The 24,099-nt window shown below is 45.4% G+C and carries 27 protein-coding genes, 1 tRNA gene and 1 pseudogene; 13 read left to right on the forward strand and 16 right to left on the reverse strand.

What is annotated here, in order from left to right; translation table 11 throughout:
- The first annotated feature begins 35 nt into the window (after positions 1 to 35).
- The 5 genes from E4N65_RS04340 (at position 36) to E4N65_RS04360 (ending at position 7,526) form a co-directional block, all read left to right on the forward strand.
- A complete protein-coding gene (locus E4N65_RS04340; RefSeq protein ID WP_044012790.1) occupies positions 36 to 1,361 on the forward strand; it encodes an ABC transporter substrate-binding protein in 1,326 nt (441 codons plus the stop codon).
- Between the two features lie 32 nt (positions 1,362 to 1,393).
- Positions 1,394 to 3,523 carry a methyl-accepting chemotaxis protein gene (locus E4N65_RS04345; protein ID WP_044012787.1) on the forward strand — a complete coding sequence of 710 codons (2,130 nt, stop codon included), beginning with the start codon at positions 1,394 to 1,396 and terminating at the stop codon, positions 3,521 to 3,523.
- Positions 3,524 to 3,929: 406 nt separating this feature from the next.
- Positions 3,930 to 4,934 carry a TAXI family TRAP transporter solute-binding subunit gene (locus E4N65_RS04350; RefSeq protein ID WP_044016833.1) on the forward strand — a complete coding sequence of 335 codons (1,005 nt, stop codon included), beginning with the start codon at positions 3,930 to 3,932 and terminating at the stop codon, positions 4,932 to 4,934.
- 12 nt (positions 4,935 to 4,946) lie between these two features.
- Positions 4,947 to 5,450, forward strand: a complete 504-nt coding sequence (locus tag E4N65_RS04355) for a DUF1850 domain-containing protein (protein WP_235619725.1) — start codon at positions 4,947 to 4,949, stop codon at positions 5,448 to 5,450.
- 111 nt (positions 5,451 to 5,561) lie between these two features.
- Positions 5,562 to 7,526, forward strand: coding sequence for a TRAP transporter permease (locus E4N65_RS04360; protein ID WP_044012784.1), 1,965 nt, complete (start codon positions 5,562 to 5,564; stop codon positions 7,524 to 7,526).
- 80 nt (positions 7,527 to 7,606) lie between these two features.
- Here E4N65_RS04360 and E4N65_RS04365 read toward each other — a convergent pair whose 3' ends face one another.
- Together E4N65_RS04365 and E4N65_RS04370 are read right to left on the reverse strand one after the other, a co-directional pair.
- A complete protein-coding gene (locus E4N65_RS04365) occupies positions 7,607 to 8,599 on the reverse strand; it encodes a radical SAM protein (RefSeq protein ID WP_253674200.1) in 993 nt (330 codons plus the stop codon).
- 11 nt (positions 8,600 to 8,610) lie between these two features.
- Complete coding sequence (locus tag E4N65_RS04370; protein WP_253674202.1) at positions 8,611 to 8,985, reverse strand: hypothetical protein; 375 nt, start codon at positions 8,983 to 8,985, stop codon at positions 8,611 to 8,613.
- 170 nt (positions 8,986 to 9,155) lie between these two features.
- Between E4N65_RS04370 and rd the strand changes: the two genes are divergently transcribed.
- The 3 genes from rd to leuS all read left to right on the forward strand — a co-directional run bounded on the left by rd (position 9,156) and on the right by leuS (position 12,249).
- Positions 9,156 to 9,314, forward strand: a complete 159-nt coding sequence (gene rd, locus E4N65_RS04375; RefSeq protein ID WP_016523563.1) for a rubredoxin — start codon at positions 9,156 to 9,158, stop codon at positions 9,312 to 9,314.
- Positions 9,315 to 9,328: 14 nt separating this feature from the next.
- The gene (locus E4N65_RS04380) at positions 9,329 to 9,613 is read left to right on the forward strand and encodes a hypothetical protein (protein ID WP_253674204.1); all 285 of its coding nucleotides are present in this window, start codon (positions 9,329 to 9,331) and stop codon (positions 9,611 to 9,613) included.
- Positions 9,614 to 9,678: 65 nt separating this feature from the next.
- The gene (gene leuS / locus E4N65_RS04385) at positions 9,679 to 12,249 is read left to right on the forward strand and encodes a leucine--tRNA ligase (RefSeq protein ID WP_253674207.1); all 2,571 of its coding nucleotides are present in this window, start codon (positions 9,679 to 9,681) and stop codon (positions 12,247 to 12,249) included.
- 359 nt (positions 12,250 to 12,608) lie between these two features.
- Here leuS and E4N65_RS04390 read toward each other — a convergent pair whose 3' ends face one another.
- On the reverse strand, positions 12,609 to 13,442 hold the full coding sequence (locus tag E4N65_RS04390; protein ID WP_253674209.1) for an IS3 family transposase: 834 nt from the start codon (positions 13,440 to 13,442) through the stop codon (positions 12,609 to 12,611).
- 126 nt (positions 13,443 to 13,568) lie between these two features.
- The gene (locus E4N65_RS04395) at positions 13,569 to 13,904 is read right to left on the reverse strand and encodes a transposase (protein ID WP_253674210.1); all 336 of its coding nucleotides are present in this window, start codon (positions 13,902 to 13,904) and stop codon (positions 13,569 to 13,571) included.
- 239 nt (positions 13,905 to 14,143) lie between these two features.
- On the opposite strand from E4N65_RS04395, the gene E4N65_RS04400 reads away from it, so the two are divergent.
- The 3 genes and pseudogenes from E4N65_RS04400 to E4N65_RS04410 all read left to right on the forward strand — a co-directional run.
- Complete coding sequence (locus E4N65_RS04400; RefSeq protein ID WP_253674211.1) at positions 14,144 to 14,683, forward strand: hypothetical protein; 540 nt, start codon at positions 14,144 to 14,146, stop codon at positions 14,681 to 14,683.
- Between the two features lie 52 nt (positions 14,684 to 14,735).
- Positions 14,736 to 15,665 (forward strand): formylglycine-generating enzyme family protein, encoded by a 930-nt coding sequence (locus E4N65_RS04405; RefSeq protein ID WP_253674212.1) that lies wholly within the window; start codon positions 14,736 to 14,738, stop codon positions 15,663 to 15,665.
- A 454-nt stretch (positions 15,666 to 16,119) separates the two neighbouring features.
- A pseudogene (locus tag E4N65_RS04410) lies at positions 16,120 to 16,671 on the forward strand (Rpn family recombination-promoting nuclease/putative transposase); the annotation flags it as partial.
- A gap of 96 nt (positions 16,672 to 16,767) precedes the next feature.
- On the opposite strand, the gene E4N65_RS04415 reads toward E4N65_RS04410, so the two are convergent.
- From E4N65_RS04415 to rpsP, 11 genes are read right to left on the reverse strand one after another with little or no spacing between them, the layout of a single operon-like run.
- Positions 16,768 to 17,169, reverse strand: coding sequence for a hypothetical protein (locus E4N65_RS04415; protein WP_253674213.1), 402 nt, complete (start codon positions 17,167 to 17,169; stop codon positions 16,768 to 16,770).
- A gap of 1 nt (position 17,170) precedes the next feature.
- A complete protein-coding gene (locus tag E4N65_RS04420; RefSeq protein ID WP_200877759.1) occupies positions 17,171 to 17,347 on the reverse strand; it encodes a hypothetical protein in 177 nt (58 codons plus the stop codon).
- The gene (locus E4N65_RS04425) at positions 17,344 to 17,718 is read right to left on the reverse strand and encodes a YraN family protein (protein ID WP_044012766.1); all 375 of its coding nucleotides are present in this window, start codon (positions 17,716 to 17,718) and stop codon (positions 17,344 to 17,346) included. Before E4N65_RS04425 ends, E4N65_RS04420 begins: the two co-directional genes overlap by 4 nt.
- Complete coding sequence (locus E4N65_RS04430) at positions 17,715 to 18,947, reverse strand: HD-GYP domain-containing protein (RefSeq protein ID WP_253674214.1); 1,233 nt, start codon at positions 18,945 to 18,947, stop codon at positions 17,715 to 17,717. The genes E4N65_RS04425 and E4N65_RS04430 overlap by 4 nt, the downstream gene beginning before the upstream one ends.
- Positions 18,940 to 19,206 carry an EscU/YscU/HrcU family type III secretion system export apparatus switch protein gene (locus E4N65_RS04435; protein ID WP_044016828.1) on the reverse strand — a complete coding sequence of 89 codons (267 nt, stop codon included), beginning with the start codon at positions 19,204 to 19,206 and terminating at the stop codon, positions 18,940 to 18,942. Before E4N65_RS04435 ends, E4N65_RS04430 begins: the two co-directional genes overlap by 8 nt.
- Positions 19,207 to 19,264: 58 nt before the next feature.
- Entirely contained in the window at positions 19,265 to 20,242 is a 978-nt protein-coding gene (locus E4N65_RS04440) for a hypothetical protein (protein WP_253674216.1), read from the reverse strand.
- Positions 20,243 to 20,247: 5 nt separating this feature from the next.
- The gene (rplS, locus tag E4N65_RS04445; protein ID WP_044012761.1) at positions 20,248 to 20,607 is read right to left on the reverse strand and encodes a 50S ribosomal protein L19; all 360 of its coding nucleotides are present in this window, start codon (positions 20,605 to 20,607) and stop codon (positions 20,248 to 20,250) included.
- Positions 20,585 to 21,331 (reverse strand): tRNA (guanosine(37)-N1)-methyltransferase TrmD, encoded by a 747-nt coding sequence (gene trmD / locus E4N65_RS04450; protein WP_253674217.1) that lies wholly within the window; start codon positions 21,329 to 21,331, stop codon positions 20,585 to 20,587. The genes rplS and trmD overlap by 23 nt, the downstream gene beginning before the upstream one ends.
- Entirely contained in the window at positions 21,328 to 21,852 is a 525-nt protein-coding gene (gene rimM / locus E4N65_RS04455) for a ribosome maturation factor RimM (protein ID WP_253674218.1), read from the reverse strand. The genes trmD and rimM overlap by 4 nt, the downstream gene beginning before the upstream one ends.
- Entirely contained in the window at positions 21,852 to 22,085 is a 234-nt protein-coding gene (locus tag E4N65_RS04460; RefSeq protein WP_006188554.1) for a KH domain-containing protein, read from the reverse strand. The genes rimM and E4N65_RS04460 overlap by 1 nt, the downstream gene beginning before the upstream one ends.
- 14 nt (positions 22,086 to 22,099) lie before the next feature.
- Positions 22,100 to 22,348, reverse strand: coding sequence for a 30S ribosomal protein S16 (gene rpsP / locus E4N65_RS04465; protein ID WP_044012752.1), 249 nt, complete (start codon positions 22,346 to 22,348; stop codon positions 22,100 to 22,102).
- Between the two features lie 274 nt (positions 22,349 to 22,622).
- Here rpsP and nrdD point away from each other — a divergent pair, with 274 nt between their 5' ends.
- A complete protein-coding gene (gene nrdD / locus E4N65_RS04470) occupies positions 22,623 to 23,135 on the forward strand; it encodes a glutaredoxin family protein (RefSeq protein ID WP_253674219.1) in 513 nt (170 codons plus the stop codon).
- A 3-nt stretch (positions 23,136 to 23,138) separates the two neighbouring features.
- On the forward strand, positions 23,139 to 23,909 hold the full coding sequence (locus tag E4N65_RS04475; protein ID WP_044012745.1) for a radical SAM protein: 771 nt from the start codon (positions 23,139 to 23,141) through the stop codon (positions 23,907 to 23,909).
- A 106-nt stretch (positions 23,910 to 24,015) separates the two neighbouring features.
- On the opposite strand, the gene E4N65_RS04480 is transcribed toward E4N65_RS04475, so the two are convergent.
- Positions 24,016 to 24,089: transfer RNA gene (locus E4N65_RS04480), tRNA-Ile, on the reverse strand.
- Positions 24,090 to 24,099 lie beyond the last annotated feature (10 nt).

A 24,099-nucleotide genomic window follows, 5' to 3' on the forward strand; every position in this document is an offset into this window, starting at 1 on the left:
AATACCTTCGTAAAATAACATATCAAGGTGCTGTAATGAGGAAAGCTTTTCACGATTTATTACAAAAAAATGTATCTGTGCTGTTTATGCTGTTAGCGGTGTTTTGTACAGGATGTATGAATGCTAAAACAACCGATACCGCTGCGGAGATTGAATTTTGGTCGTTCCCTAATTTTACCTCCGATACCGGTGTCGAAGGCGATTTTGAAAAGAGTTTAATCGCGGCGTTTGAAAAAGAAAATCCTTCAATTAAAGTACATTTTACACTGATAAGTTTTACCGATGGAGCGGAAAAGATTGAAAAAGCCATAGCGGAAGGCAAGGCTCCCGATATTATTTATGATGCCCCCGGCCGAATTATCGGATGGGCGGGGAAGGGCCTGCTTGAACCGCTTGATGATGTTCTCGCAACTGAAAAACCGTATATCACGACGGAGCTTTTGACTGTTTCTGCCGGTAAAGATAGACGCACCTATATGTACCCGATGCACGAAGGTGCTTTTTCGATGGCGTTCAATAAAGAAATGCTCGAAGATCTGCATCTTATCGATTTGCTGCCGTATAAGCGGAGAGACCGCCAGTGGACGGTTGAAGAGTATGAAAGGCTTTTAACTGCCCTTAAAGAAAAGCTTCCGGCAGGAATTGTCCCGGGTGTTTTCTACTATAAGAACATGGGCGGCGACCAGGGTACCAGAGCGTTTTTGGTGAACCTTTATGGAAACGCAAATCTGTTAAATGGAGATTATTCAAGTTATATCTATAATTCTGAGCAAGCGGTACGGAATGTGGACTGGACGGTACGTGCAATGAAGCGGGGACTTTTGCTCGACGGAAAGGATCTTACTTCAAACGATGCGATTGCAATGTTTGTTTCCGCAAAAGCTGCGCATACTATCTTGTATTCTCCTCAGCTTAATAAAATGAATGACGGCAAACGGCGGTATAAAGGAAAAGATTTTACACCGATCTATATGCCTTTCCCCAATAATGCCGGCGCTCCGCTTCTGGAATTTTTAGCAGGCGGTGCTTGTGTCTTTAATAACGGCAATGTAAATAAAGTTAAGGCAGCCAAGAAGTTTCTTCATTTTGCCGCTACCGACGAAGTATGGGCACCTAAGTTGATAAACGCAACCGGTGGCTTTCCGGCAAGCTCTAAAATTCAAATAGAAACTGAGGATGCCGAAATTCTCTATAATTCGGTACTTCAGCGTTTTTTCGGTCAGTATTACAATAACATTACCGGCTTTGCCAAGATGCGGGAATATTGGAATGCGCTTTTAAAAGAAGCTGCATCGGGAAATGATATTCAAGCTACGTTGAACCGCTTTGTGCGAGATTCCAATGCTACGCTGAAAGAGTAAGGCATCGTCTAAAAACTTTACGGGAGAATATAATGGCACATACGGTTTCAAATACACAGAGCAAACTTTCATTTTTTTCAATTAGGAATAAGATGATAACCGCTTTCGCCTTTTTTTCGGTGTTCATTTTGCTGGTAGTCTATATTGTCGCGGTATATCTTGCATCCGTATCCCTCATGAATAATACCGAATATTTTTTAAAGGAATTGGTTAAAAATTCGTCAAAAGTTTTGGACGAACGTTCCCAAGCGCTTTTCGGAAAATTGGAGGCTTTTTCCAACTTGCCTGCCATTCAGGATGAAACGATACCATATCAAGAAAAAATACAATTATTTAAGAATGAGATACAGATGCAAAAGCAGCGTGGCTGGCTCAGCTTCGGTATCAGCGGGCTTGACGGTATGCTCTATCGGACAGATAACACGGTTGAAAAAGTTGCCGGTACCGATTGGTTCCAATCGGCGCGTAAAGGAAAGTATGTAATTACCGAACCTGCGGCGTCCTCTGCCTCCCGGAAGTATATATTCACCGTTGCAATTCCTATGCGTGATTTACAGGGAAAAATCATCGGCGTTATCAACGCAACTATTTTGGGTGATGCGCTTTCAAATTTGATTAGCGATATTATCATCGGTGAAACCGGGACTGCATATCTGGTGAGTTCGTCCGGCACTATCTTAGGAAATCGGCGTCCCGAAATTCTTTATAAGAGTATTTACAGCGAGATAATCGGAAGTGAGACAAATGCCTATGCACAGTTTCTTAAACAATCGCTTGCGTCGCATAAGTCCTCTGTGAATGTATCTGAAATAAAAGGCGTTAAGTATATATCTGCCGTTGCGTCGATGCGGTATGCAGATTGGACGCTCCTCTTAACTGCTCCCGTGTCGGAGTTTATGGCGGAGAATATTTCGAATTTGATTAAAACATTTATTCTTATCGCGTTAATTCAGTTGGCAGTTGCAATAGCGCTTGGTTTCTATATTGCACGGAATATCACCCATCCCATCAAGCACGTTATTGCAGCGCTTCGAAATATTGCACAGGGAGAGGGAGACCTTACCATAGAGCTGCCTGCGAGCGGTAAAGATGAAACGAGTGTATTGTCATCATACTTTAATCAGACTATTGCGAAATTGAGAAATTCAATTCAAAAAATCGGTATCGACTCTCGTGAGATGGAAGCGGTCGGTTCCGATCTTGAAAGTAATATGATGTCGGTTAGTGAGGTTGTTTCAAATATTACTGCCGGTATTGAAGATTTAAAACATCGGTTCGTCGAACAGGAAGAAAGCGTATCCGGTACGGCTTCTGCTATCGAGCACATCATAACGACGCTGAGAGTCTTGGATGAAAGTATCGGCAAACAGGCCGCTATGGTTACCGAATCCTCATCTTCATTTGATAAGATGTCTCACAGTATCGATACCGTAGGAGAAAACGTTGCAGAGACCAGAGAGGTTATTCGTCATCTTTCTACGGCTACGAACGATGGCCGCGAAACACTGGTAAAAGCAAATGAGGTTTCACAGCGGATATCGGAAGCGTCGGGCGATTTAATTGAGGCCGGTGCCGTAATAGAAAACATCGCGAGTCAAACGAACCTGCTTGCAATGAATGCTGCAATCGAGGCTGCTCATGCGGGAGAAGCCGGTAAGGGATTTGCCGTTGTTGCCTCCGAGATTAGAAAACTTGCAGAAGAGTCCAGTACGCAGGGTAAAAAGATTTCCATCACTTTGAAGAATCTTTCTGTTGAAATCGATACGCTCGCGAGTGCTGCTGCCGGTGCTGTTGAAAAGTTTAATATCATTTCCGGCTACTCCAAAGGCTTAAGCACCTCTATTGAAGGGGTGGTGCAGGCGATGGATGAGCAGGAAGAAAATGGAAAAATTATCTGGGGTATCATCAACGATGTTACCGGCGTGACAAACGAAGTAAAGAGCGGTTCCGGTGAAATGCTTACCGACGGTGAGAAGGTTGTTTCGGCAACAAAACGGTTGGATGATTTAACGCGTATTTTACGGGAAAACATAGAGGATATTGCCTCGCAGACGGAGCTAATCAACGAGGCTGCACAAGAGTCTCTTGAAATTGCCGTCAAAAATAAGCAAAGTATAGACGGTCTTGTCTTGGAAGTAGGCAAGTTTAAAACAGAGAGATAATCAAAGAAGGTTTGCGTTGCAAACTCGATTATTTGCGGATGCGCGTAACGCGCATGACTAAAAGTTTTTTTGGATGTTGAAACATCCGAAAAAGACTTTTATAGGAGATATGATAAAAAGTACCGTCTGAAATGGCGCCGGTACTTTTTATCTCAAGTTTGCGTTGCAAACTCGATTATTTACGGATGCGCGTAACGCGCATGGCTAAAAGTTTTTTCGGATGTTGAAACATCCTGCAAAAACTTTTATAGGAGATATGATAAAAAGTACCGTCTGAAATGGCGCCGGTACTTTTTATCTCAAGTTTGCGTTGCAAACTCGATTATTTACGGATGCGCGTAACGCGCATGGCTAAAAGTTTTTTCGGATGTTGAAACATCCTGCAAAAACTTTTATAGGAGAAGGTATGAAAACAGTAAGAGTAACTTTCGGATTGCTGTGTATGGTGGCATTGATTGCGATGACAACAATCGGCTGTGAAAAAAGCGGCAGCGGCGAAAAATCCGAGCATCACCTTGACAGAACAAAAGAGTTTGTCACAGTTGCAACAGGCCCTACAAGCGGTATTTATTTCCCGATCGGCGGAGCTTTCGCAGAAGCATTAAAATCGGCTGGGTATAATACCAGTTCACAAGCGACCGGCGCATCAGCCGAAAACATTTCGATGATCTCGAAGGGTGAAGCGGAGCTTGCAATCGCAATGCAGGACTCCGTTATGCAGGCATATAAGGGCTTCGGCGCCTATGAAGGTAAAGCGAATCCTAAGCTGACTGCTTGTATGCGTTTGTGGCCGAATTATGTACAGCTCGTAACACTGCGCAAATCCGGTATCAAAACCGTTGCAGATTTGAAAGGAAAACGTGTCGGCGTCGGTGCTGCAAACTCCGGTGTTGAGTTAAATGCCCGTATGATTTATGAAGCCTACGGTATGACGTATGCCGATAGCAAGGTTGACTATCTGTCATACGGTGAAGCAATCGATCAAATGAAAAACGGTCAGTGCGATGCAGCTTTTGTTACGTCCGGTCTTCCGAATGGAACGATTATGGAGCTTGCTACCAGCTATGATATGGAAATTGTTCCGATTGATGGAGCAGGTCGGGATGCTCTGATTCAAAAGTATCCGTTCTTCTCACAGACGATCATTCCGGCAAATACCTATAACAACACTGCGGATGTTAATACCGTTTTTGTATATAACATCATGCTGGTAAACAGCGAACTTTCAGAAGAGGTCGTATATGATATGCTGACTGTTATCTTCGATAATATTTCGACGATTAAAGCATCGCACAATGCGGCAAATAAGCATATCGATTTGTCCTTCGGTGTAGAGGATGTGAAAATTCCGCTGCATCCGGGCGCTGTAAAATTCTGGCAGGAAAAAGGTTTTAAGACTCCGCAGAATTAACGGATACGTTGGATGGAACGGCTTTTTGCTGCATTGTGGCTCATGCCTACGCGGGCATTCTTGCATAAAGTGTGCCTGCTTATTGTCGCCGTACTGCTGCCGTTAGGCTGTTCCTCCGATGAGACTATCGAAATTTCCAATCAGGTAACGAAAGAACGGTATTGCATTCAAACAGTGCAGACAGGCGATGTTCTTTCGTTTGAGTGGGAACATTCGTTTGAACATGTCTTATGGAAAGAATTTTATCGGGTAACCGATGAACATACGTTTAAACTTTTTACCATTGCCGTTCAAGGTTTCGGCGCCGGTATTCCGGCGGAGATGGACTGTACCTACCGATATGAGGACGGGTTTATCTATATGGAAAATATAGAAGGCAGTGTGTTCAAAGAGTTTAATTGGATCCATTCGCAAAAACATCTCAAAAACATCACGATAAATGATACCGTGCTCATACGGGGAGAAGAGCTTCCCCAGCGAGCAAAAATACGGTTAGGCTTACAGAAGAAGCGCTGATACCGTCGTAAGACTGTACCGCTTCTTCATTATGATCGGGCAATCGCTAAAAACGTGATTAGATTTGCTTCGTATCCTTCGGAATAGCGATGCCCCATTGAGGAGTACATCTTGGCTACAGAAAAAACAATAGACCAAAAGGCTCTCTTGGAAGAATTTGAACGGGAAAGCAGAACTCGAAACTTTGTTAACCCGATTTTTACAAAAATTCTCAAGTGGACTGCACTGCTGGTTACCTTTTACCATTTGGCTTATGCTTCCGGCTATATCCGGCCGGAGACCTTGCGCCATCGTTCCATTCACGTCGGCATGATTTTGTTGATGACTTTTGCAATCTATCCTGCATTTAAAAGATCGAGTAGAAAAGTTATCGCATGGTATGATTACATACTGATGATTTTGTCCGTTATCATTCCCGTCTACATGTGGGTGAATTATCAAGCGATTATCGACAGGGTAGGGGACGCAAACCTGACGGACGTTATCATGGGTACCATATTGGTTGCATTGGTAATAGAGGCTGCGCGGCGAATCACGGGTTGGGCATTACCGGTCATCGGGATCATCTTTATGATTTATGCGCTGATGGGCGCCCGTCAGGGACTTATCCCGATAAACGTGCCGGGTCTGTTTTTGCATAGAGGGTTTAAATGGCCTAAATTGATTGGGCACCTCTTTTCAAATACTGAAGGTATTTACGGTACATCAGTCAACGTTTCTTCGACGTATATTTTCTTATTCATCGTATTCGGCGAAATTATGAATAAATGCGGAATGGGAAAATTCTTTAACGATATTGCCATCGGTTTGGCGGGGCATACGAAAGGCGGTCCTGCAAAGGTCGCAGTTATTGCGGCGGGCTTGCTTGGAAGTATCAACGGGTCTGCAATTGCGAATGTCGTTACAACCGGTTCGTTTACAATCCCGCTTATGAAGAAAATCGGATACAGCAAAGAATTCTCCGGTGCGGTTTCGTCAACTGCTTCCGTAGGTGGTCAGCTCTTACCGCCGATTATGGGTGCTGCTGCCTTTATCATGGCGGAAACGCTCGGTATTAAATACAAAGAGATTGTCGTTGCGGCGGCTATCCCCGCGCTGATTTACTATTTGGGTATTATCTTCCAGATTCAGCTGCGCGCGTCGAAGGACAAACTCGACGGTATGCCGAAAGATCAGCTGCCCAAGGTGAAAGAAACGCTGAAGATGTACTGGCACCTGACTATCCCGATTTTATTCTTGGTGTATATGCTGTTCTTTAGCGGTTATACCGTTATCAAAGGCGCTTTTTTAACCATCATTTTGACAATCATTATTGCGCAGCTTAAAAAAGAAACGCGCATGAGCTTAAAAGATATAGAGGCTGCTTTTGTCGCTTCCGCAAAATCGACGGTATCGGTTGCGATTGCCTGTGCTTGTGTCGGTATCGTTATCGGTGTGTCGAGCTTAACCGGCTTTACCATCAATATGGCAAGCGCGATTATCTCGCTCGGCGGAAAGAGCTTGTTGCTGACGCTCGTCTTTACGATGGTTACCTGTATGCTGCTTGGTATGGGCTTACCGAGTATTCCTGCGTACATCATTACCGTAACGATTGCGGCTCCCGCGTTGATAGAGCTCGGCATTGCGCCGTTGGCTGCTCACTTGTTCTGCTTCTACTTTGCGATGTTCGCCAATATTACGCCGCCGGTTGCGCTTGCCTCATTTGCAGCGGCAGGTATATCGGGCGGTAATCCGATGAAGACGGGTATTGTGTCCATTAAGTTGGCGCTCGCCGGTTTTATTATTCCGTATATGTTCGTCTACAATAATCAGCTGCTATTAATGGATACGAATATTTGGCAGGGTATTCAGGTTGCGCTTACCGCATGCGTCGGCGTCTTTTTAATCAGCGCCGCTGTAGAAGGGTATTTCCACACTAAGGTGAATATTTTCATGCGGCTCTTGATGCTTGCAGGAGCGTTCTTGCTCATCGACAGCGCCTTATTAACCGACCTTGCCGGCGTCGGGATCTTTGTTGCGTCTATCTTTATCCAGCGCATACTCGCGCGGAGAGAAGCACGGCACGCAGCCGCCTAGGCATCCGGAGAACAGAGGTAACGAAGTATAGACTGTACTTCGTTACCGCAGAACTTAAAGGATGCAGCTGAAAATAAATGTTAATGTACCCAGCCGGTTTTCCAATGCCAGAGCGGTTTTGACAGTGCGGAAGAAAAGGTATGTACACGGTTAAAATCGGGGAGCCAATCCAAGTCGCTTACCAATTCTTGATAAAAACCGTCGTCGATGTTTAAATCTTCAAGGAAGGTACGCAGTTGGATATCCTCGGATTCATCGAGTAAGCGGTTGGAAAAAGCGTCGATGCGCCGTGCTTTCGAATTTGCCGTAATGGGCGTGTACTGAGTCATCAGCGAAAGCAGCGCCTTGCCTTTAAGCTTTTGAGCGAACCAACGGAGTACCGCTTGCGAATCCTCTAATTTTCCCGGAAGCGCAAGATGCCGGACAATAACGCCTGACAGCATTTTACCGAACGGATACTGCTCATCGGGCGGGGTAAGGTTGAGGGGAGAAAGCCGTGCCATTGTCTCGATTGCAGCACAGGCTTGTTCGGGATAATCCGGAGCGGCAAAAACACGGCGGGATGTTTCGGGATTAAGCGTTTTGAGGTCGGGCAGCCATCCGTCGACGGTATCTGCAATCGATTCGAGCGCTTCCGCCGTTTCATAGGCGGAGGAGTTCCACACGACAGGAACAGTTAAACCGTGCTGCTTTGCGGCTCGGAGCCCTGCCCCCAAAGCCGGCACCGCATGACTGCCCGTAACGATGTTGATGTTTTCCGCTCCCGCGTTCTGGAGTGTTAGGCATATTTCGATAAATTCCTGTTCCGTTACGGCACGTCCCATACCCTCTTGCGAAATTTGAAAGTTTTGGCAAAAAACACAGCGGAGATTACAGCCGGTAAGGAATATCGTTCCCGAACCGCCCGCTCCGCTTATCGGAGGTTCTTCTCCAAAGTGTAACCCTACCCATGCAATGCGCAGCTCCGCCGTTTCTCCGCAAAAGCCTCGTTCTCCGGCGTTCCTATTTACCCCGCAGCGCTTTGGACAGGCGGTACAGTGCTCATATTCTACGCAGCAAAAATCCCGTATCACAAATACCGTTCCTATTCCAGCTTATTCCGTTCAACCATAACGCTCATAATGGCGCTTACGGTGTGCATATCGAGTGTTTCCGCCGCTGCCGAAACAATTGCGTGCAGTTCTTCCCAATCTTCATCAGAAAAATCCATATCGCTGCCGAAGCTGTCGTCAAAGAGGGCAAAGACGGTATAGAACCAGTTGACGGCGTCTTCTTTTGTATCTTGTAGATGCGTGCGTAGCCAGTATTCAGCCGAATCTTCCGCTAATGGAAGCAGGCTTTTATCGTAACTGCGGATTGTTTGAACAAAAAATGTACACAGTTCTTGCCGGAATGCAGGATCAGGTAATTTTTCCGTTCGTCGCCGTGCATCGCTATAAAATTTTTCGAGGATATTCATAAGGATGTTACTATAAGAAAAAGAGACCTAAAAAGCAAGCGGCATTTCCAGAGATTCTAATGCTTCTATATATAGCCTCCGCTTCCGTATTCTGCTCCTACTTGTAAAACCGCTGTAAAACTCGTATAGTATTGGTCATACTTAAAGCATTATGGAAAAGGGAGTGGGGTATGGATAAATATGTATGCGATTTATGCGGTTATGAGTATGATCCTAATACCGGCGATCCTGAAGGTAACATTAAACCCGGTACTCAATTTGAAGATTTGCCCAATACGTGGGTATGTCCGCTCTGCGGCGTTTCGAAGGAAGGATTTAAAAAGGTTTAAACCAGGAGTGTAATATGACAAAAAATGATTTTATCAGTACGATCGGATATGACAGTGCGGCTGCGGTGGTCGATAAAGAACGGCGTACTAAAAATAGCAGTAAGACTTTGATGGAATTACTTGAGGCAGGCGCTTTCCGTAGTGCAGCGGCTTTTGCTGTCTATGATGATTCTCAAGAAGAGTTGCAGACCGTTGCAGATTATTACAATAAATTAGCCCATTCGGATTATACCGCAGAGAATATTTTACGGGTGTTCGGTATCACCAAAACCAACAGTAAAAAAATAATTCTTCTATAATAGATGTTATCGTAAACTCAACCTAAGGAAAACCTCTAAAATGTTTTACACAAAGGAGTTATATAATGTCATATCCTTTTAGCGATATTGAAAAAAAATGGCAAAAATATTGGAAAGATCATAAGACGTTTAAAGTAACCGAAGACGAAAATTATCCGCCGGAAAAACGGGCGTATGTATTGGATATGTTTCCGTATCCGTCGGGAGCTGGCTTGCATGTCGGACACCCTGAAGGATATACGGCAACCGATATTTATTGCCGGTACCTCCGTATGAACGGATATGCGGTACTGCACCCGATGGGATTTGACTCCTTCGGCTTACCGGCGGAAAACTACGCCATTAAGACCGGTACTCATCCGCGTATTACGACAAAAGAAAATATCGATACCTTCCGGAGGCAAATACAAGCGTTCGGTTTTTCCTACGACTGGGATCGCGAACTTGCAACTTCGGATGTGGACTATTACCGCTGGACACAGTGGATATTTTTACAGCTGTATAAAAAAGGTTTGGCCTACGAAACGGAAGCGCCGATTAACTGGTGCCCGAGCTGTTTAACCGGTCTTGCGAATGAGGAAGTAAAAGAAGGCTGCTGCGAACGGTGCGGCGCACAGGTTGTCCGCAAGAATGTCCGACAGTGGATGCTCAAGATTACTGCGTATGCGGAGCGGCTCCTTGAAGACTTGGAAGAGCTGGATTGGCCTCAGTCCGTTAAGATGATGCAGCGGAATTGGATCGGCAAAAGCACCGGAGCGGAAATAGACTTTCACCTTGCCGCTCCGCACGAAAGCGAAAAGATTACTGTATATACCACTCGGCCGGATACTATTTTCGGGGCAACCTACCTCGTGCTTGCTCCGGAACACCCGCTCGTCATGCGCATTGTCAGCGGGGCGCAAAAAGACGCCGTGCAGCAGTATATTGACGAGACGGCAAAGAAAACCGACCTTGAACGGACTGAACTTGCAAAAAAGAAAACCGGCGTCTTTACCGGCGCATACGCGGTAAACCCGCTGACAAAAGAACCTATTCCGATTTGGATCTCCGATTATATTTTGGTTTCGTACGGAACCGGCGCCATTATGGCAGTTCCGGCGCATGATGAGCGCGACTGGGAGTTTGCTCAAGTTTTCGCACTGCCGATTATTCAAACGGTTGCCTCAGAGGCTGAATGGAAGGAAAAGGGAGCGGCGGGCGATTACCGCGCAGTACCGCAAGCATGTACCGCAGCCGACGGGTATGCGGTAAATTCGGGCGAATTTACCGGACTGCCGACGCGGGAAGCAATAGAGCGTGTTACCGACTACGCCGCCGCTAACGGCTTCGGAAAAAAGGCCGTTAATTATAAGCTCCGCGACTGGGTCTTCAGCAGGCAGCGGTACTGGGGAGAACCCATTCCGTTGGTGCATTGCTCAAAATGCGGCGTCGTTCCGCTGGACGAAAAGGATTTGCCGCTTGCCTTGCCTGAAACGGATAGCTACACCCCTTCCGACACGGGAGAAAGCCCGCTTGCTAAAATCACCGAATGGGTGAATACCGTGTGTCCGCACTGCGGAGCCCCTGCCCGCCGCGAAACAAACACCATGCCTCAATGGGCGGGTTCCTGCTGGTACTATCTCCGCTATCTCGATCCTCATAATGCACACAGTTTTTGTGCCAAGGAAAAAGAAGCGTATTGGATGCCTGTTAATCTCTACGTCGGCGGTGCGGAACATGCGGTACTCCACCTCCTCTATGCCCGCTTTTGGCACAAGGTACTGTACGATTTAGGCGTGGTGCATACCAAAGAACCGTTCATGCGGTTGGTGAATCAGGGGATGATTACCTCCTTTGCATATCAGCGTTCAAACGGATCGCTCGTGCCGGTCGATGAGGTTGTGCAGACCGGTGATGATGCTTTTGAAGAAAAGAGTACCGGCGAAAAGTTGAAGCGGGTTATCGCAAAGATGTCGAAGAGTCTAAAAAATGTCATCAATCCTGATGAGATGATCGCTCAATATGGCGCCGATTCGTGCCGCATGTATGAGATGTTCATGGGGCCGCTCGATATGTCCAAACCGTGGAACACGCAGGGGTTGATCGGTATTTTCCGCTTTTTAGAGAAAATCTGGGCTATTTCCGAAAAAGAGCTGATTTCCTGTCCGGTGAACGACATGAGTATGCCGGAACATGCGGAAATTACCAAGCTCCTCAATAAGTCCATTAAAAAGATAACCGAAGATACTGCATCGCTCAACTTCAACACGGCAATTAGCCAGATGATGATTTTTGTCAATACGCTCGGAAAATATCAGACCGTGCCCCGCTTTGCATGGGAGGCATTTGTCAAGCTGCTTGCGCCCTACGCACCGCACCTTGCCGAAGAGCTGTGGGAGAAGTTAGGGCATACGGAAACAATTGCATATACGCAGTGGCCGATGTTTGTCGAAAAGTTTTGCATCGATTCCGAGTGCACGATTGTCGTGCAAATCAACGGAAAGGTGCGCGATAAATTTCAAGCTGCCGTCGATTTGCCTAAGGAAGAGCTTGAAGCACTCGCTCTAAAAACAGATGGTGCGCAGCGCTTCCTCAGCGATAAACAGCCTAAAAAGGTTATCACGGTGCCGAATAAGTTGGTAAATATCGTCATCTAATAACCTTTTGAAATATACGGAGCATCTACTTCGTTGCTGCGCAAAAATAAATGCTCAACGTACACCAAGTACGTCTCCGCTTTATTTTTGTTCGCGCCTCGTATCTGCGCCGTCTATTTCAAAAGGCTTACGGAAGGGGTGTATACCGCTTCTGAAAAATCCTCGACGTTTCAGAACTGCCAAGGACGGCGGTGGGTTTAGTCATTAGTGTGTTTGCCCTGCAAACACGTAGGTATAAAATGTGCAAGGATGCACATTCTTGAACGATGGCGTCCGCGGCGCTAGATGAACGGCGGGTATTAAACTCCCGCACGTGGAATAGTCAATATTAGTGCAGTGCCTAAATACCCCAAATGTATTTAAGCAGCACTTTTTTTAGCTGCTATTTTTCTGTATACCAGTGGAGGTAAGCCATCGGGATTTACCGTCGTTACACGCTTGGTGTTGTAATAAGCAAACGTGTATCTCCAGACGATTGTCTTGACTTCCTCCACAGTCAGTTTTGTCGTATCAAGCTGATATATCTTTTCCTTTTTCAGCGTCGCAAACCAGCTTTCCATCCGGGCATTATCCCAGTATTTTCCAACTCCGCTCATACTCTGGACAGCATGCAGTTGTCCGAGCGTCTTTTTGTACTCGCCGCTTGTATACTGGCTTCCGCAATCGCTGTGAATTATCGCTCCGCTTTTTATATCAAAATTCTTGTATGCCTCCGTTATCGTTTTTATGCATAGTTCCTTTTTCATGTTCGTGTCCATTGCAAGAGCAATGATCTCTCCATTATAACAGTCCAAAAGCGGCGACACATACAGTTTTCCGTCCTTGCACAGTATCTGAGTTATATCCGTCAGCAATTTTCTCAAAGGCGCTTGTGTACTAAAGTCTTGCTTGATGATATTCTGTGGTCTCAGAGCCTTTTTGTCGGCTTTTGTAAGACCGTCAGGGCTCCTTCTGTCTTCATGCAGCAGATTTCCTCGTGCCATTGCCCGTCTTATCGTTGACAATGAGCGCTTAATACCCCGTTGTTCAAGTGCCATCTGCATACGCCTCACACCGTAGTTTTTATTTTCTTCATCCTCTTCAAGAATTTTATGCATTTGAGCGAGCAGTTTCTGCCATGCTTTCACCTTTTTCCTGTTTCGCTTCCATTTATAAAAACCGCTTTCGCTGACCGGAAGAGTCGCGCACAGCATCCGTGCTGAAAACAGCTTCTCAGCAGTACGGTGGTGGATGTAAGCGAAAAGCCCATCCTTTTCTATTTCTTCCGGTCTTGAACGAAAAAAACGAGTGCATCCTTCATTGACCCTGTTTTAGAAACTTCAGTTTCTGAAACAGGGTACCTTGAAATGCGATGTTCTCAATCGTACTATCTGTACGATTGAGAACTCGTTGACCAGTTCGGCTACGAAGGTACCGAACTGGTCTTGTATCTCATTCGCATTTTTAAGCTCGGCCATCTCTTTTTTGAGTCTGCTGTTCTCTTTGTGAATGTCAGCTTCTGTACTTTTTCCTTCTTTGTTTTTCTTTACCCGCTGCTTTATCCAGCCTGCCAATGTTCCATAGTTTACGTTAAGCTGTTCGCACGCTTTCTTCACTCCGATCTCGTCCGACAGCTTCAATGTCTCGATTTTAAAGTTCTCATCGTACCGTTTCATTGCCCTTCGTCCTCTCTTGTTCGACAACTTTGGCACTGTACTTTTATTGTATCACTCCAGCAAATAGAAAATACAAAAACTCACATCTTTAAAGAACCTCCGCTATCCTTGGCGGTTCTAAAATACCTACCTCCAGCGATTTTGCAAATAGACGATGTAGATGCTAGGAGCGTACAAAAAACACCCGCAGGCGTACTTGTTGTACGTCGAGGACTGTTTTTTGCTAAGCGACAACGCAGATGCGTCGTATATTTGCAAAAGATATTGCATTCTCTTCTGTTTGCTTGTACAATATTTTCATGCTGAATCAACGCATAGTATTACCACAATATCAATTATCTTCTCACAACGTGCAAAAAGGTTCGCAAAAGATACTTGACACGTATATAACCTGCGGAGACAATTACTCAGCAACTCAGCAACTCAGCAACTCAGCAACTCAGCAACTCAGCAACTCAGCAACTCAGCAACTCAGCAACTCAGCAACTCAGCAACTCAGCAACTCAGCAACTCAGCAACTCAGCAACTCAAGGCGTAAGCATTGCCCGCGCCCTGATAAGCGGGCAGCTATTTTTCACAGATATAATCATTTTCTCTCATCATTTTTTGTAGGCAGCAAAAGAGGGGTGTTGTTTTCTCATGTTAGAGAAGCCCTGCGTTTTGCAGCGTTGGGCATATCTTGTGCGTTAGATATGCAAAGACACCTCAATTGTAAATACATTATGAATAGAGCGTTCTATCGCAGCAGCCGTCAGGCGGTGTGGTTTGATACGGGATAAGCAAAGTGTAATTAAAAATTATGAATTAAAACGACATTGAAGGAGAAATTTTATGGAAGGGAAGAACAGAAAGACAAAAGTCTTTAAATGGGCAGCGATGGTGATGCTTGCCGTATCGCTGGTCTTTACCGGTTGTCCGCATACTGCCGGTTCAGGCTCGGGAGGCGGAGGAATCAGTACTCCTGCTGGTAGTTATAATGCTGCAACCGGTGAGGGTATTGTAGGTGGCGTAAAGTTTACAATGAAAAAGGTTGAAGACGTAACTGACGGAAGCGTGGGGCACACCAATGAAGACAATAACCAACCGCACACGGTAAGCCTTACTGCATACCGGATAGGAGAGAGTGAAGTAACGCAGGAGCTGTGGCAAGCGGTGATGGGTGGTAACCCGAGTTATTTTACAGATAGTCTTAAAAATCCTGTAGAGTTGGTAAACTGGTATGCTTGTATAGCGTTTTGCAATGAGCTTACTAAAAAGGCTGGACTGGGAGATAGGGAGTGCGTGTATTACACCGACAGTGGTTTTGGTACCGTATATACGACGTCTGATGCCAATAGCGGAACGGTTCCGCAGGTGAAGTGGAGTGCAAAAGGGTTCCGGTTGCCGACTGAAGCTGAATGGGAATGGGCAGCAAAAGGCGGAACTGAGAACAAATGGGCGGGAACGAATACCGAAAGCAAACTTGTAAATTATGCGTGGTACAATGATAGTAAAACGCACGAAGTAAAGCTGAAATCACCGAACGGGTACGGGCTGTATGATATGAGCGGGAACGTATGGGAATGGTGCTGGGACCAGTATAAGGATAGTACGCCTACAGGCGGGCAGGATCCTACGGGCGCTGCTTCCGGTGATGCCCGCGTCGAACGCGGTGGTGGCTGGGGCGATGGTGCGAGCAACGCCACTCGAGCTGATCGGTATGGCATCGACCCGGGCGACAGCTACACCGATCTGGGGGTTCGTGTGGTCTCGCGCCCCTGATGAAAAATGTACATCCGTGTACATTTTTCATCGACGAGTTTGAGACTTCGCCTCAAACGTCGCTGCTGCATGGAATCAGCGGCATCCGTGCCGCTGCTGAAAAACCAATTGCGTTGTGCACAAATCAGACAGGTCAATATTACTTATTCAGAACGTTTTCGTTAAGCATTGCTTTACGAAAACGCAACAATTCGGCAGCCTCGAAATGTGAAAATTTCTGTGTTGCCGAATTTATAAGAATGCTTTTTTACGCGGTCATAAAATTATCGCCGTTACCAAAGAATTTGTTGCAGCAGGAGAAAACAGTTTTTATTCAGAACTATGTCTTGGAACCAAGGCGGGTTCTTAGGGGAGATTTGGGAGAGGAGTTACTTTTAATCCTAAAGGAAGAAACTTGCGGCAAAACCGCAAGCGGTGTTCCGTTTCTGGGCTTTTTGTTCAAACCGAAAGGAATATACAAGTTGCTAACCAATATAACATTCCGAAACGGATGAGATACTATCAAGCCGCTCTTGACGTTGCATTTCTTGATCAGGGATATTCTTATAAGGCGCTAAATGATAGTTTTATTATCTTTATTTGTTTGTTTGATCCTGTAGGAAAGAATCGAGCTATCTACACGTTTGAGAACGTTTGCATAGAAGATAAAACTATCCTCTTACAGGATGGAACAAAAAAGATTATACTGAATGCAAATGCGTTTAACACAGCAGATAATAAAGACTTACAAGGTTTTTTACAGTACGTCAAAACCGGTAAGGTGACGACTGAATATACAGGGAGGATAGAACAGATGATACAGACGGTAAAACAGAACGAATTAGCACGGAGAGAATACCATATTTTACCGGCAGCTCTTATGGATGCCTTTGATGAAGGGGAAGCAAAAGGTTCCCATCAAGCAAAGATTGAAACGGCAAAAAATCTTTTGCAATTCGGCTTATCTGTGGAAAATATCACAAAAGCAACAGGCCTAAATAAGGAAGATGTAGAAACACTGATTTAATTGGCAATGCATTAATTCGTTGGGCAAGGAAAGTGCAACAAATTCGGTGAAGCGTCGTTGAGCAGTTGTACAAGGATGTACAACTGCTCAACAAGGTTAATCGATTAAGCTGAAACGGTCGGCAATGGTGCCGCGCCATTCTGCGCGCTGGTTTTTATCTTCCCACTCGATGATTCTAACGATAGTGAATTCTTTCATCGTTACCATTGAGGCGTATTTGATAACGGCAAATCTGCCTTGACCGATATACGAAATCGCTTCATTTTCGTGTAAGACTTCGTTTTGCTTTAAAAAATTCAATACGCAATCGAAATGCACAGGCTTGCCGTCTGTTTTATCCGCTAATGCGGCGCTTAAATCTTTGATCGGTTTGCCGCACCGTGTACAGATAAAAAGTTCGGTAGGTTCCTCATGTTGTGTGTTGATATACGGTTTATTATTCACCGTGGTATTTTCTGTATAACGGTTTTCTTTTCTATGTCCCCGCCTATTATTCATATTATTCTTCATCCTTCATATACATCATCTGTTCGGTCAATATCGATGCTAATCGGTATATCGCAGCTTGAATATATGCCTTATCATTGAGTTTTGTTTCCATTTCGCGAAAATCGGATTCGGTAAAGTATTTGCGGGGGGTATACCGCTCTTTCTTTGGAAACACGCCAACATTCATACATAATCCTCAAAAGCATTCTCTAGATGCAAAGGCTCAGCTGTGTCTATCGTTCGCGGATCAAACGGCAACACAAGAACATCAAACCGTATATGCATCTTGTTATATTTTCGATGAGTTAAGAGAAAATATTTAGCGGTTTTACAAATCCTTTCCTGTTTTCTATTTCCGACAATGATATCCAAGTCCGTAAGCTGCGTATGGGGTAATGTTTTTACTTCAAAGAAGATAAGCGTTTCGTCCTTTTCTGCTATGATGTCAATTTCCCCTGTTCTTGTTCGCCAGTTTCGGGCAATGATGGAATACCCTTGCCGTTCAAGCCATTTTGCTGCGAATGTCTCACCTGCCGGCCCCAGCCGTTCTTCCATCATTTTTTTTGCTGATACTGCAACGGATCGATAGCTTTGACAATAAAAGTATTTTTGTATTCTTTTAAATCGATGAGTTTGCCCTTATTGTTAGGATACAGATGTCCGCTTTCATCGATGAGGATTCTAATCAGCGGCCGTAAGGGGGCTTCGGGGTCTATACCGACTACACGTGCGATGGAGGTGTCGTTCATTAATACTATTGAGCCGATAGGATATACGCCGATACTCTGAATCATCGCTTTGATAACTTCATAATCAAAGCGGCGGCCTTTATCTGCAAGGAGGGTTTTCATTGCATCGTAACCGAGTAATGCACTGCGATACGCCTTCCGTGCGGTCATTGCGACAAAGGCATCTACAACAGCAATAATACGGGCACCTATTTCGATGGAATCTTTATCAAGTCCATTAGGATATCCTTTGCCGTCCCAGCGTTCATGGTGCTCAAGAACAAGCATTGCGACTCGTTCGGTATACACAAACTCCGATAATACAGCTTTATAGCCATAGACGGTATGGGCTGCAACAGTCTGCATTTCGGTATCGGAAAGCGCAGTCTTCTTATTTAAAATGGTGTCGGGAATTTTGAGCATACCGCAATCGTGCAATAGAGAGCCGAGTACTATATCATCAATATAATCTTCGGGCAGATTCATAAATTTTGCAATGGTTTCGGCCAAAATAGCAGTATCAACGAGGGCTTTTGCCATATCTCGTTCAGGAATTTGGGCTGATAGGATAAATGAAACAGTGAGCGATCTATCGGCTGCAAGTAAATTACGGAGCCTCAGGGCTATTCCATCTATTGGCCGGGGGGATAAGGGTTTTCTTTTTTTTACCTCGGTTAAAAAAATATCCAATGTGAGGATAATTGCCAAATATTCGGTATACAGTTCGCTGTGCGTTAAAATATCCGGTAACTGTAAAATGGTATTTTCTTCTGCTGTTTTCTTTTGAGCATTTTTACCGGCAGACTTAGCGGTAGTAGGAGCTCCTTCATCAGGTAGTGCATCTAATTCTTCAACCAATTCAGCTACTTCTGCTCTTTTTTTTATGCTTTTACCGGCTGTCATAACAAAAGGCACTTTCCATTGCTTTAATACCGATAGTTCACGTTCAGAAACCGGATATCCTTTGCCGAGGACTTTGTTCTTACCGTCATCAAAGAAAAGCGGCTCTGAAAATATCATGCCCTCTTTTAAATCTTCTACCTTAATTCGCCTAAGCACCGATTATCCCATCCTTTTTTTGAAGAAATGCAAAAAGAGCGGCAACCGCTTGATACGTTTCTTCTGGAATACAAGAGCCTATTTCAGCTTCAACCAACACTTCCGCCAACAGAGGGTTATTGATAAGGGGAATATGACATTTATCTGCAATTTCCCGTATCTTTTGAGCAACCGCACCGCGTCCTGAGGCGGTGATCAGCGGAACACTCTCTCCGAATGTATATGACAATGCTACCGAACAATCCCGTACTTTGCTCATATTATCGCTTTTCATCTTTACGGTAATATAAAAAAGTCATACCCACTCCTAGCTCATTCTACACTGATATATCAATTGATGCAAGAGCATGATTTTCTTCTATATTACCATCGGCATAGTGTACGGTATATGACGTAACTCCTGCGGATTCCAGACAATCCTGCAGCAATGCCGTGAGTGCTTCTCGTTTCTGTGCTGGAAGTGCTGCTGTTCCCTGATAGGAAAAAAGGCAGGTATTGTTTTTGAGTGTAAACGTCCATGATTCCTGCTTTTCTTCGTTTCGTACTCTCAGGCAGCATTCACGGCACACGGTATCCTGCAGGTTAAGTAGAAAAGCGGCCGATCCCTTCCAGAGTGTGTCGAGTTGTTTTTCAAACGGGAATACGACCCAATGGTTTTTACCGGCTTTTACATGATTGAGAAAACGGAAAAGATCGTCATCTTCCGGAGCATCGATCGGTTTTTCAAGGTGTGTGTCTGAAAGTCCGAAAAGCGCTGCAAGGCATTGTGCAATCAGCTGCGGTGAAGGTTCTAGTCCGCGGGAGTAGAGGAGAGCAGCAGCGAAAGCGGCTTTTTTTTCGTGCGGGGCAAAAGCATGAAGCGATGAAAGAATTTTTAACAGTTGTCGGGATTGAAGCGGCTGTTCGTTTTCGCGAAAAAAAGCAATGAGTGCTGCCGTAAGATCTGACTGCGGTATGCCGAGTTGAGTAAATACATCGTTATGAGGAGTTTGTGGAAGTATATGTTTTTGGTACGGTATTAGTACCACCGTATTTTCGGCAATATGAACGCGCATCAATAAAAAAGCTCCTTCTCGAATGTCTTGAGAAAGAGCTTTCGTCTGTGCTTGCAATACGGTTCCCTTGACGGCAATCCGTATCATATTGTTTTTAAGGATAGACAGTATCCGAACCGTTACCGGTTCGTTTTCGGAAAAACCTGCAGCGGTATTCCCGTGTAAAAGAACGGCCTTGTTAAGCGCAGTGTTCCAGCTTAACGGGATAATGAGTGCCGGCCGTTCCGCTACGGTTTGCATATCCGCTAGTTCTTTTTCTGCAGCAGTGTCTTAATCTTTGCCGCCTTACCGATCTTCTCGCGGATGTAATACAGCTTGGCGCGGCGTACCTTACCGGCATGTACAACTTCCACCTTTGCGATACGCGGTGAGTGAAGCGGGAATACGCGTTCAACACCAACGCCGTAAGAGTTCTTTCTTACCGTGAATGTCCGGCCGATACCGGCATTTTTAAAGCACAGCACCAAGCCTTCATATATCTGAATACGTTCGGTTTTCCCTTCAATAATTTTGAAGTGCACCTTTACGGTATCGCCTACTCTAAAAGAAGGTTTTTCGACAATCTTTTGTTTTTCTTCAATCTTACGAATTAAATTCTCTGCCATTTGTTATCTCCTGTAAAATAAGTTCCGCTTCTTTTGTCCATTCAGGCGAACTGCGGATTGCTGTCAGCAAGTCGGGACGCATGGCAAGCGTCTTTCTAATCCGCTGTTCAAGCCGCCATTTACGAATGTGTTCGTGGTGGCCGGACAGAAGCACTTCAGGAACTGCTCTGTTCCTGAATATCTGCGGCCGTGTGTACTGGGGGTATTCCAACAAACCGTCGGAAAAGCTCTCCTCTTCAAGGGATTCGCGGGAAATAACGCCGTCGATCAAGCGGTACACCGCGTCTATTATTACGAGTGCAGCAAGTTCACCTGAGGACATGACGTAGTCGCCGAGCGAAATTTCATCGTCAACGTATTCGTCGATGATTCGCTGATCAATTCCTTCGTAGCGGCCGCAGATAAACACGAGCTCTTGTTCTCGTGCAAGCTCCGCTGCACGTGATTGCGTCAAGGGTTTACCGGAAGGGGTTACATAGATAACCCGCTTTTCGGCAGCCTGTACGGAATCGAGCGAGAGCGAAAGCGGCTGCGGCAATAGGAGCATTCCCGCCCCGCCGCCGTAGGTTAGATCATCACAGGTTCGATGCTTGTCGTAAGCAAAGTCGCGGATATTCACCAGATTGTAGGTAATAAGCCCCCGCTCAACCGCCTTCGCCATGATCGACGATTCGAAAAAGGCGGCGGGTATTTCGGGAAACAAGGTCAGCACATTGAATCTCATTCGAGAATCCAGCGGTGCATAAGCTCAACCTGCTTTGCCGGTATATTTATCTTTCCAATAAATTGGGAACGAAACGGAATATACACGGTTCTGCCTGTTGCAGCCTCGGAGACTTCCAATAACAATCCGCCTCCGCCTTCCACTACATCTGCAATTGTACCCACAGAATTTCCTTTGTACACAAGGTCAGAATTACAAAGATCATTGATATAAAACTCGCCGCGTTCGAGCGGGCAAGCCATATCGCGAGGAACCAATATATCCGCTCCGTGCAGCTTCTTTGCCGCTTCGGGCGAATCGATACCTCGTAGTTTTAATAACGCGTCCGTATCGCGGACAACGCACTCTTCAACCTGATAGAATAGTTCGGGAGGCTGTGTTTCCGTCCCCTTGGATGGAAGCTGCAGTTTTATCTCTTTAAAGTTTAGAAAATGTTCATATTCGCCCGAACAGCTTTCAATTTTAAGGAAGCCTTCAAGACCGAATGTACCCCGAATCCTACCGGTTATGAGCCAGTCCATTAATCAAGAATTTCCAGCAAATAACGGGTTCCGCTCCGGCCGGCTGATGCCATAAGCAATGTCCGAATTGCCTGAGCAACCCTTCCGAATTTTCCGATTACCTTTCCTACATCACCGCTTGCAACGCGCAATTCCAGCACAATACCGCGGTCAGTCTCTTTTTCCGATACGGAAACGGCACTGGGATCATCAACAAGCGACTTTGCAATGTACTCGACTAAATCACGTTCCATGTTCGATAGCCGACCTATAACGTGAATTGTTTTTTGTTGAGCAAGTGACGAACCGTGTCGGTGGGCTGAGCGCCTTTATTAAGCCAACCGCGTACTTTATCGGCATCAAAAGCAATCTGCTGGTCTTCCGCTTCAATAGGATGATAGATGCCTACTTCGTCGATGGTTTTACCATCACGGGGTTCGCGGACATCCTGTACCACGATGCGGTAATACGGACGCTTTTTTGTTCCGAATTTCTTGAGTCTGATTTTTACGCTCACGTTAATCCTCCCTGAAATTAATTATTTATGGTGGGAACTACTAAAAACGGCAGCTTTTAGGGATGTTCCTACAAGAATAAAATACAGGCTATAGTACATGAAAACCGATACTTGGTCAACTATAGGACATCGAGTTTTACGGCAAAGAGGGATTTTATTTGACTACTTGACATACACTATATATGGTGGTATTATCATAAATGTAAGCATAATTAACACTATATGGATAAACTCATATAGTGAAATATATCTTTATAAAGGTGGGTAAGATACCATGAGAACAAGAGAAGCAATCGATGCTGATATTGCAGCTGCACAGTCTGAGCTGCAAAATGTACACGGTTCTACAACGGAAGTATATGCACGCATAGTCGGTTATTACCGTTCCGTCCGTAACTGGAATAAGGGCAAGCGTGAAGAGTTTTCAGAGCGGAAAATGTTCGAACACGAAAATCCTAAAACGCCCCTCTATGCAGGGAAAAGTACCGTAGTTGATACGGGAACAACATCAATTCAATATCCTGCCTTTTTTGAGGTATATACGCGGAAGACGTGTCCCAACTGTCCACCTGTTAAGGATTACTGCAATAATCTCGGTATTGACATCCATTATATCGATGCCGACACCGAAGAAGGTATTAAAGCAGCTGCAAAGCACGGCGTCCGATCCTGTCCTACCGTTATCATGTATAATGAATCGGAAAAAGAACTTTCCCGTGCATATTCGGTTGCCGATCTTAAAGCGTATCACTTAACTCCATATACGGTTGAAGCGGTTATCGCGTAAGCTATGAATGTCGGTCTGCAGAAAACCACACTTGTCAACTATCCGCGCAAGGTTGCTGCTGCGGTTTTTCTGCCCGGCTGTAACTTGCGCTGCCCGTATTGCTATAACGGTGAGCTTGTATGTGCGTCCGTTTCGGAAGGTCCTGCCGGTAAGTCATTGCAGGGCGGTATGAATGATTACGTACCGATCGAAGCGGTTTATGAACATATCGAAAAGCGGAAGCCGGTATTGCATGGACTTGTTATTTCGGGCGGTGAAGCACTCTTGTCTCCGGTTTTACCGGAACTTATTCTACGGGCACGAAAGGCAGGGCTTGCCGTTAAGCTTGATACAAACGGTTTACTGCCGGATAAGATGTATTCCCTCCTGCATGACGACGCACTCTGTCCGGATATGATAGCCGTTGATATCAAGACTGCTCCCGCCCGTTATCATGAACTCAAATTTTGTTGCCCGGCAGGGACTGAGCCGTCGGCTGAACAGCCTGAAGCTGCACTGAAACGGACACTGATGATTTTGCAGGAAAAGCACACGTTCCGACGGCCGGTAGAAATCGAATATAGAACTGTTCTTGTACCGCCGCTTGTAGCCGCCGAGGATATACGCGCTATTTCAGCATTGCTCCCCTCCGATGCCGCATGGTTTTTTGCTCCCTTTTTACCGGGGAACTGTCTTAATCCCGCATGGAATACAATCCGTCCATATACACAGGCTGAAACAGAAGAACTCATCCGTCTTGCCGGGACAAAGATTCCCAATAGTAGATTACGTTAATCGATTTGCAATTTATAAAAATGGATAGAAAATCGTGAGTTCTCTACAGCGCAATGCTGTAGGTTCCGCTCCGGTGTTACTTGTAGAAATTGTTGTGAGGGGAGAATGGGCCCAGCTGGACTTGAACCGGCGACCCGCGGATTATGAGTCCGCTGCTCTAACCAACTGAGCTATAGGCCCAAGAAAGCAC

Origin of the sequence: Treponema sp. OMZ 855 (assembly GCF_024181145.1) — a bacterium.
Lineage (GTDB): Bacteria > Spirochaetota > Spirochaetia > Treponematales > Treponemataceae > Treponema.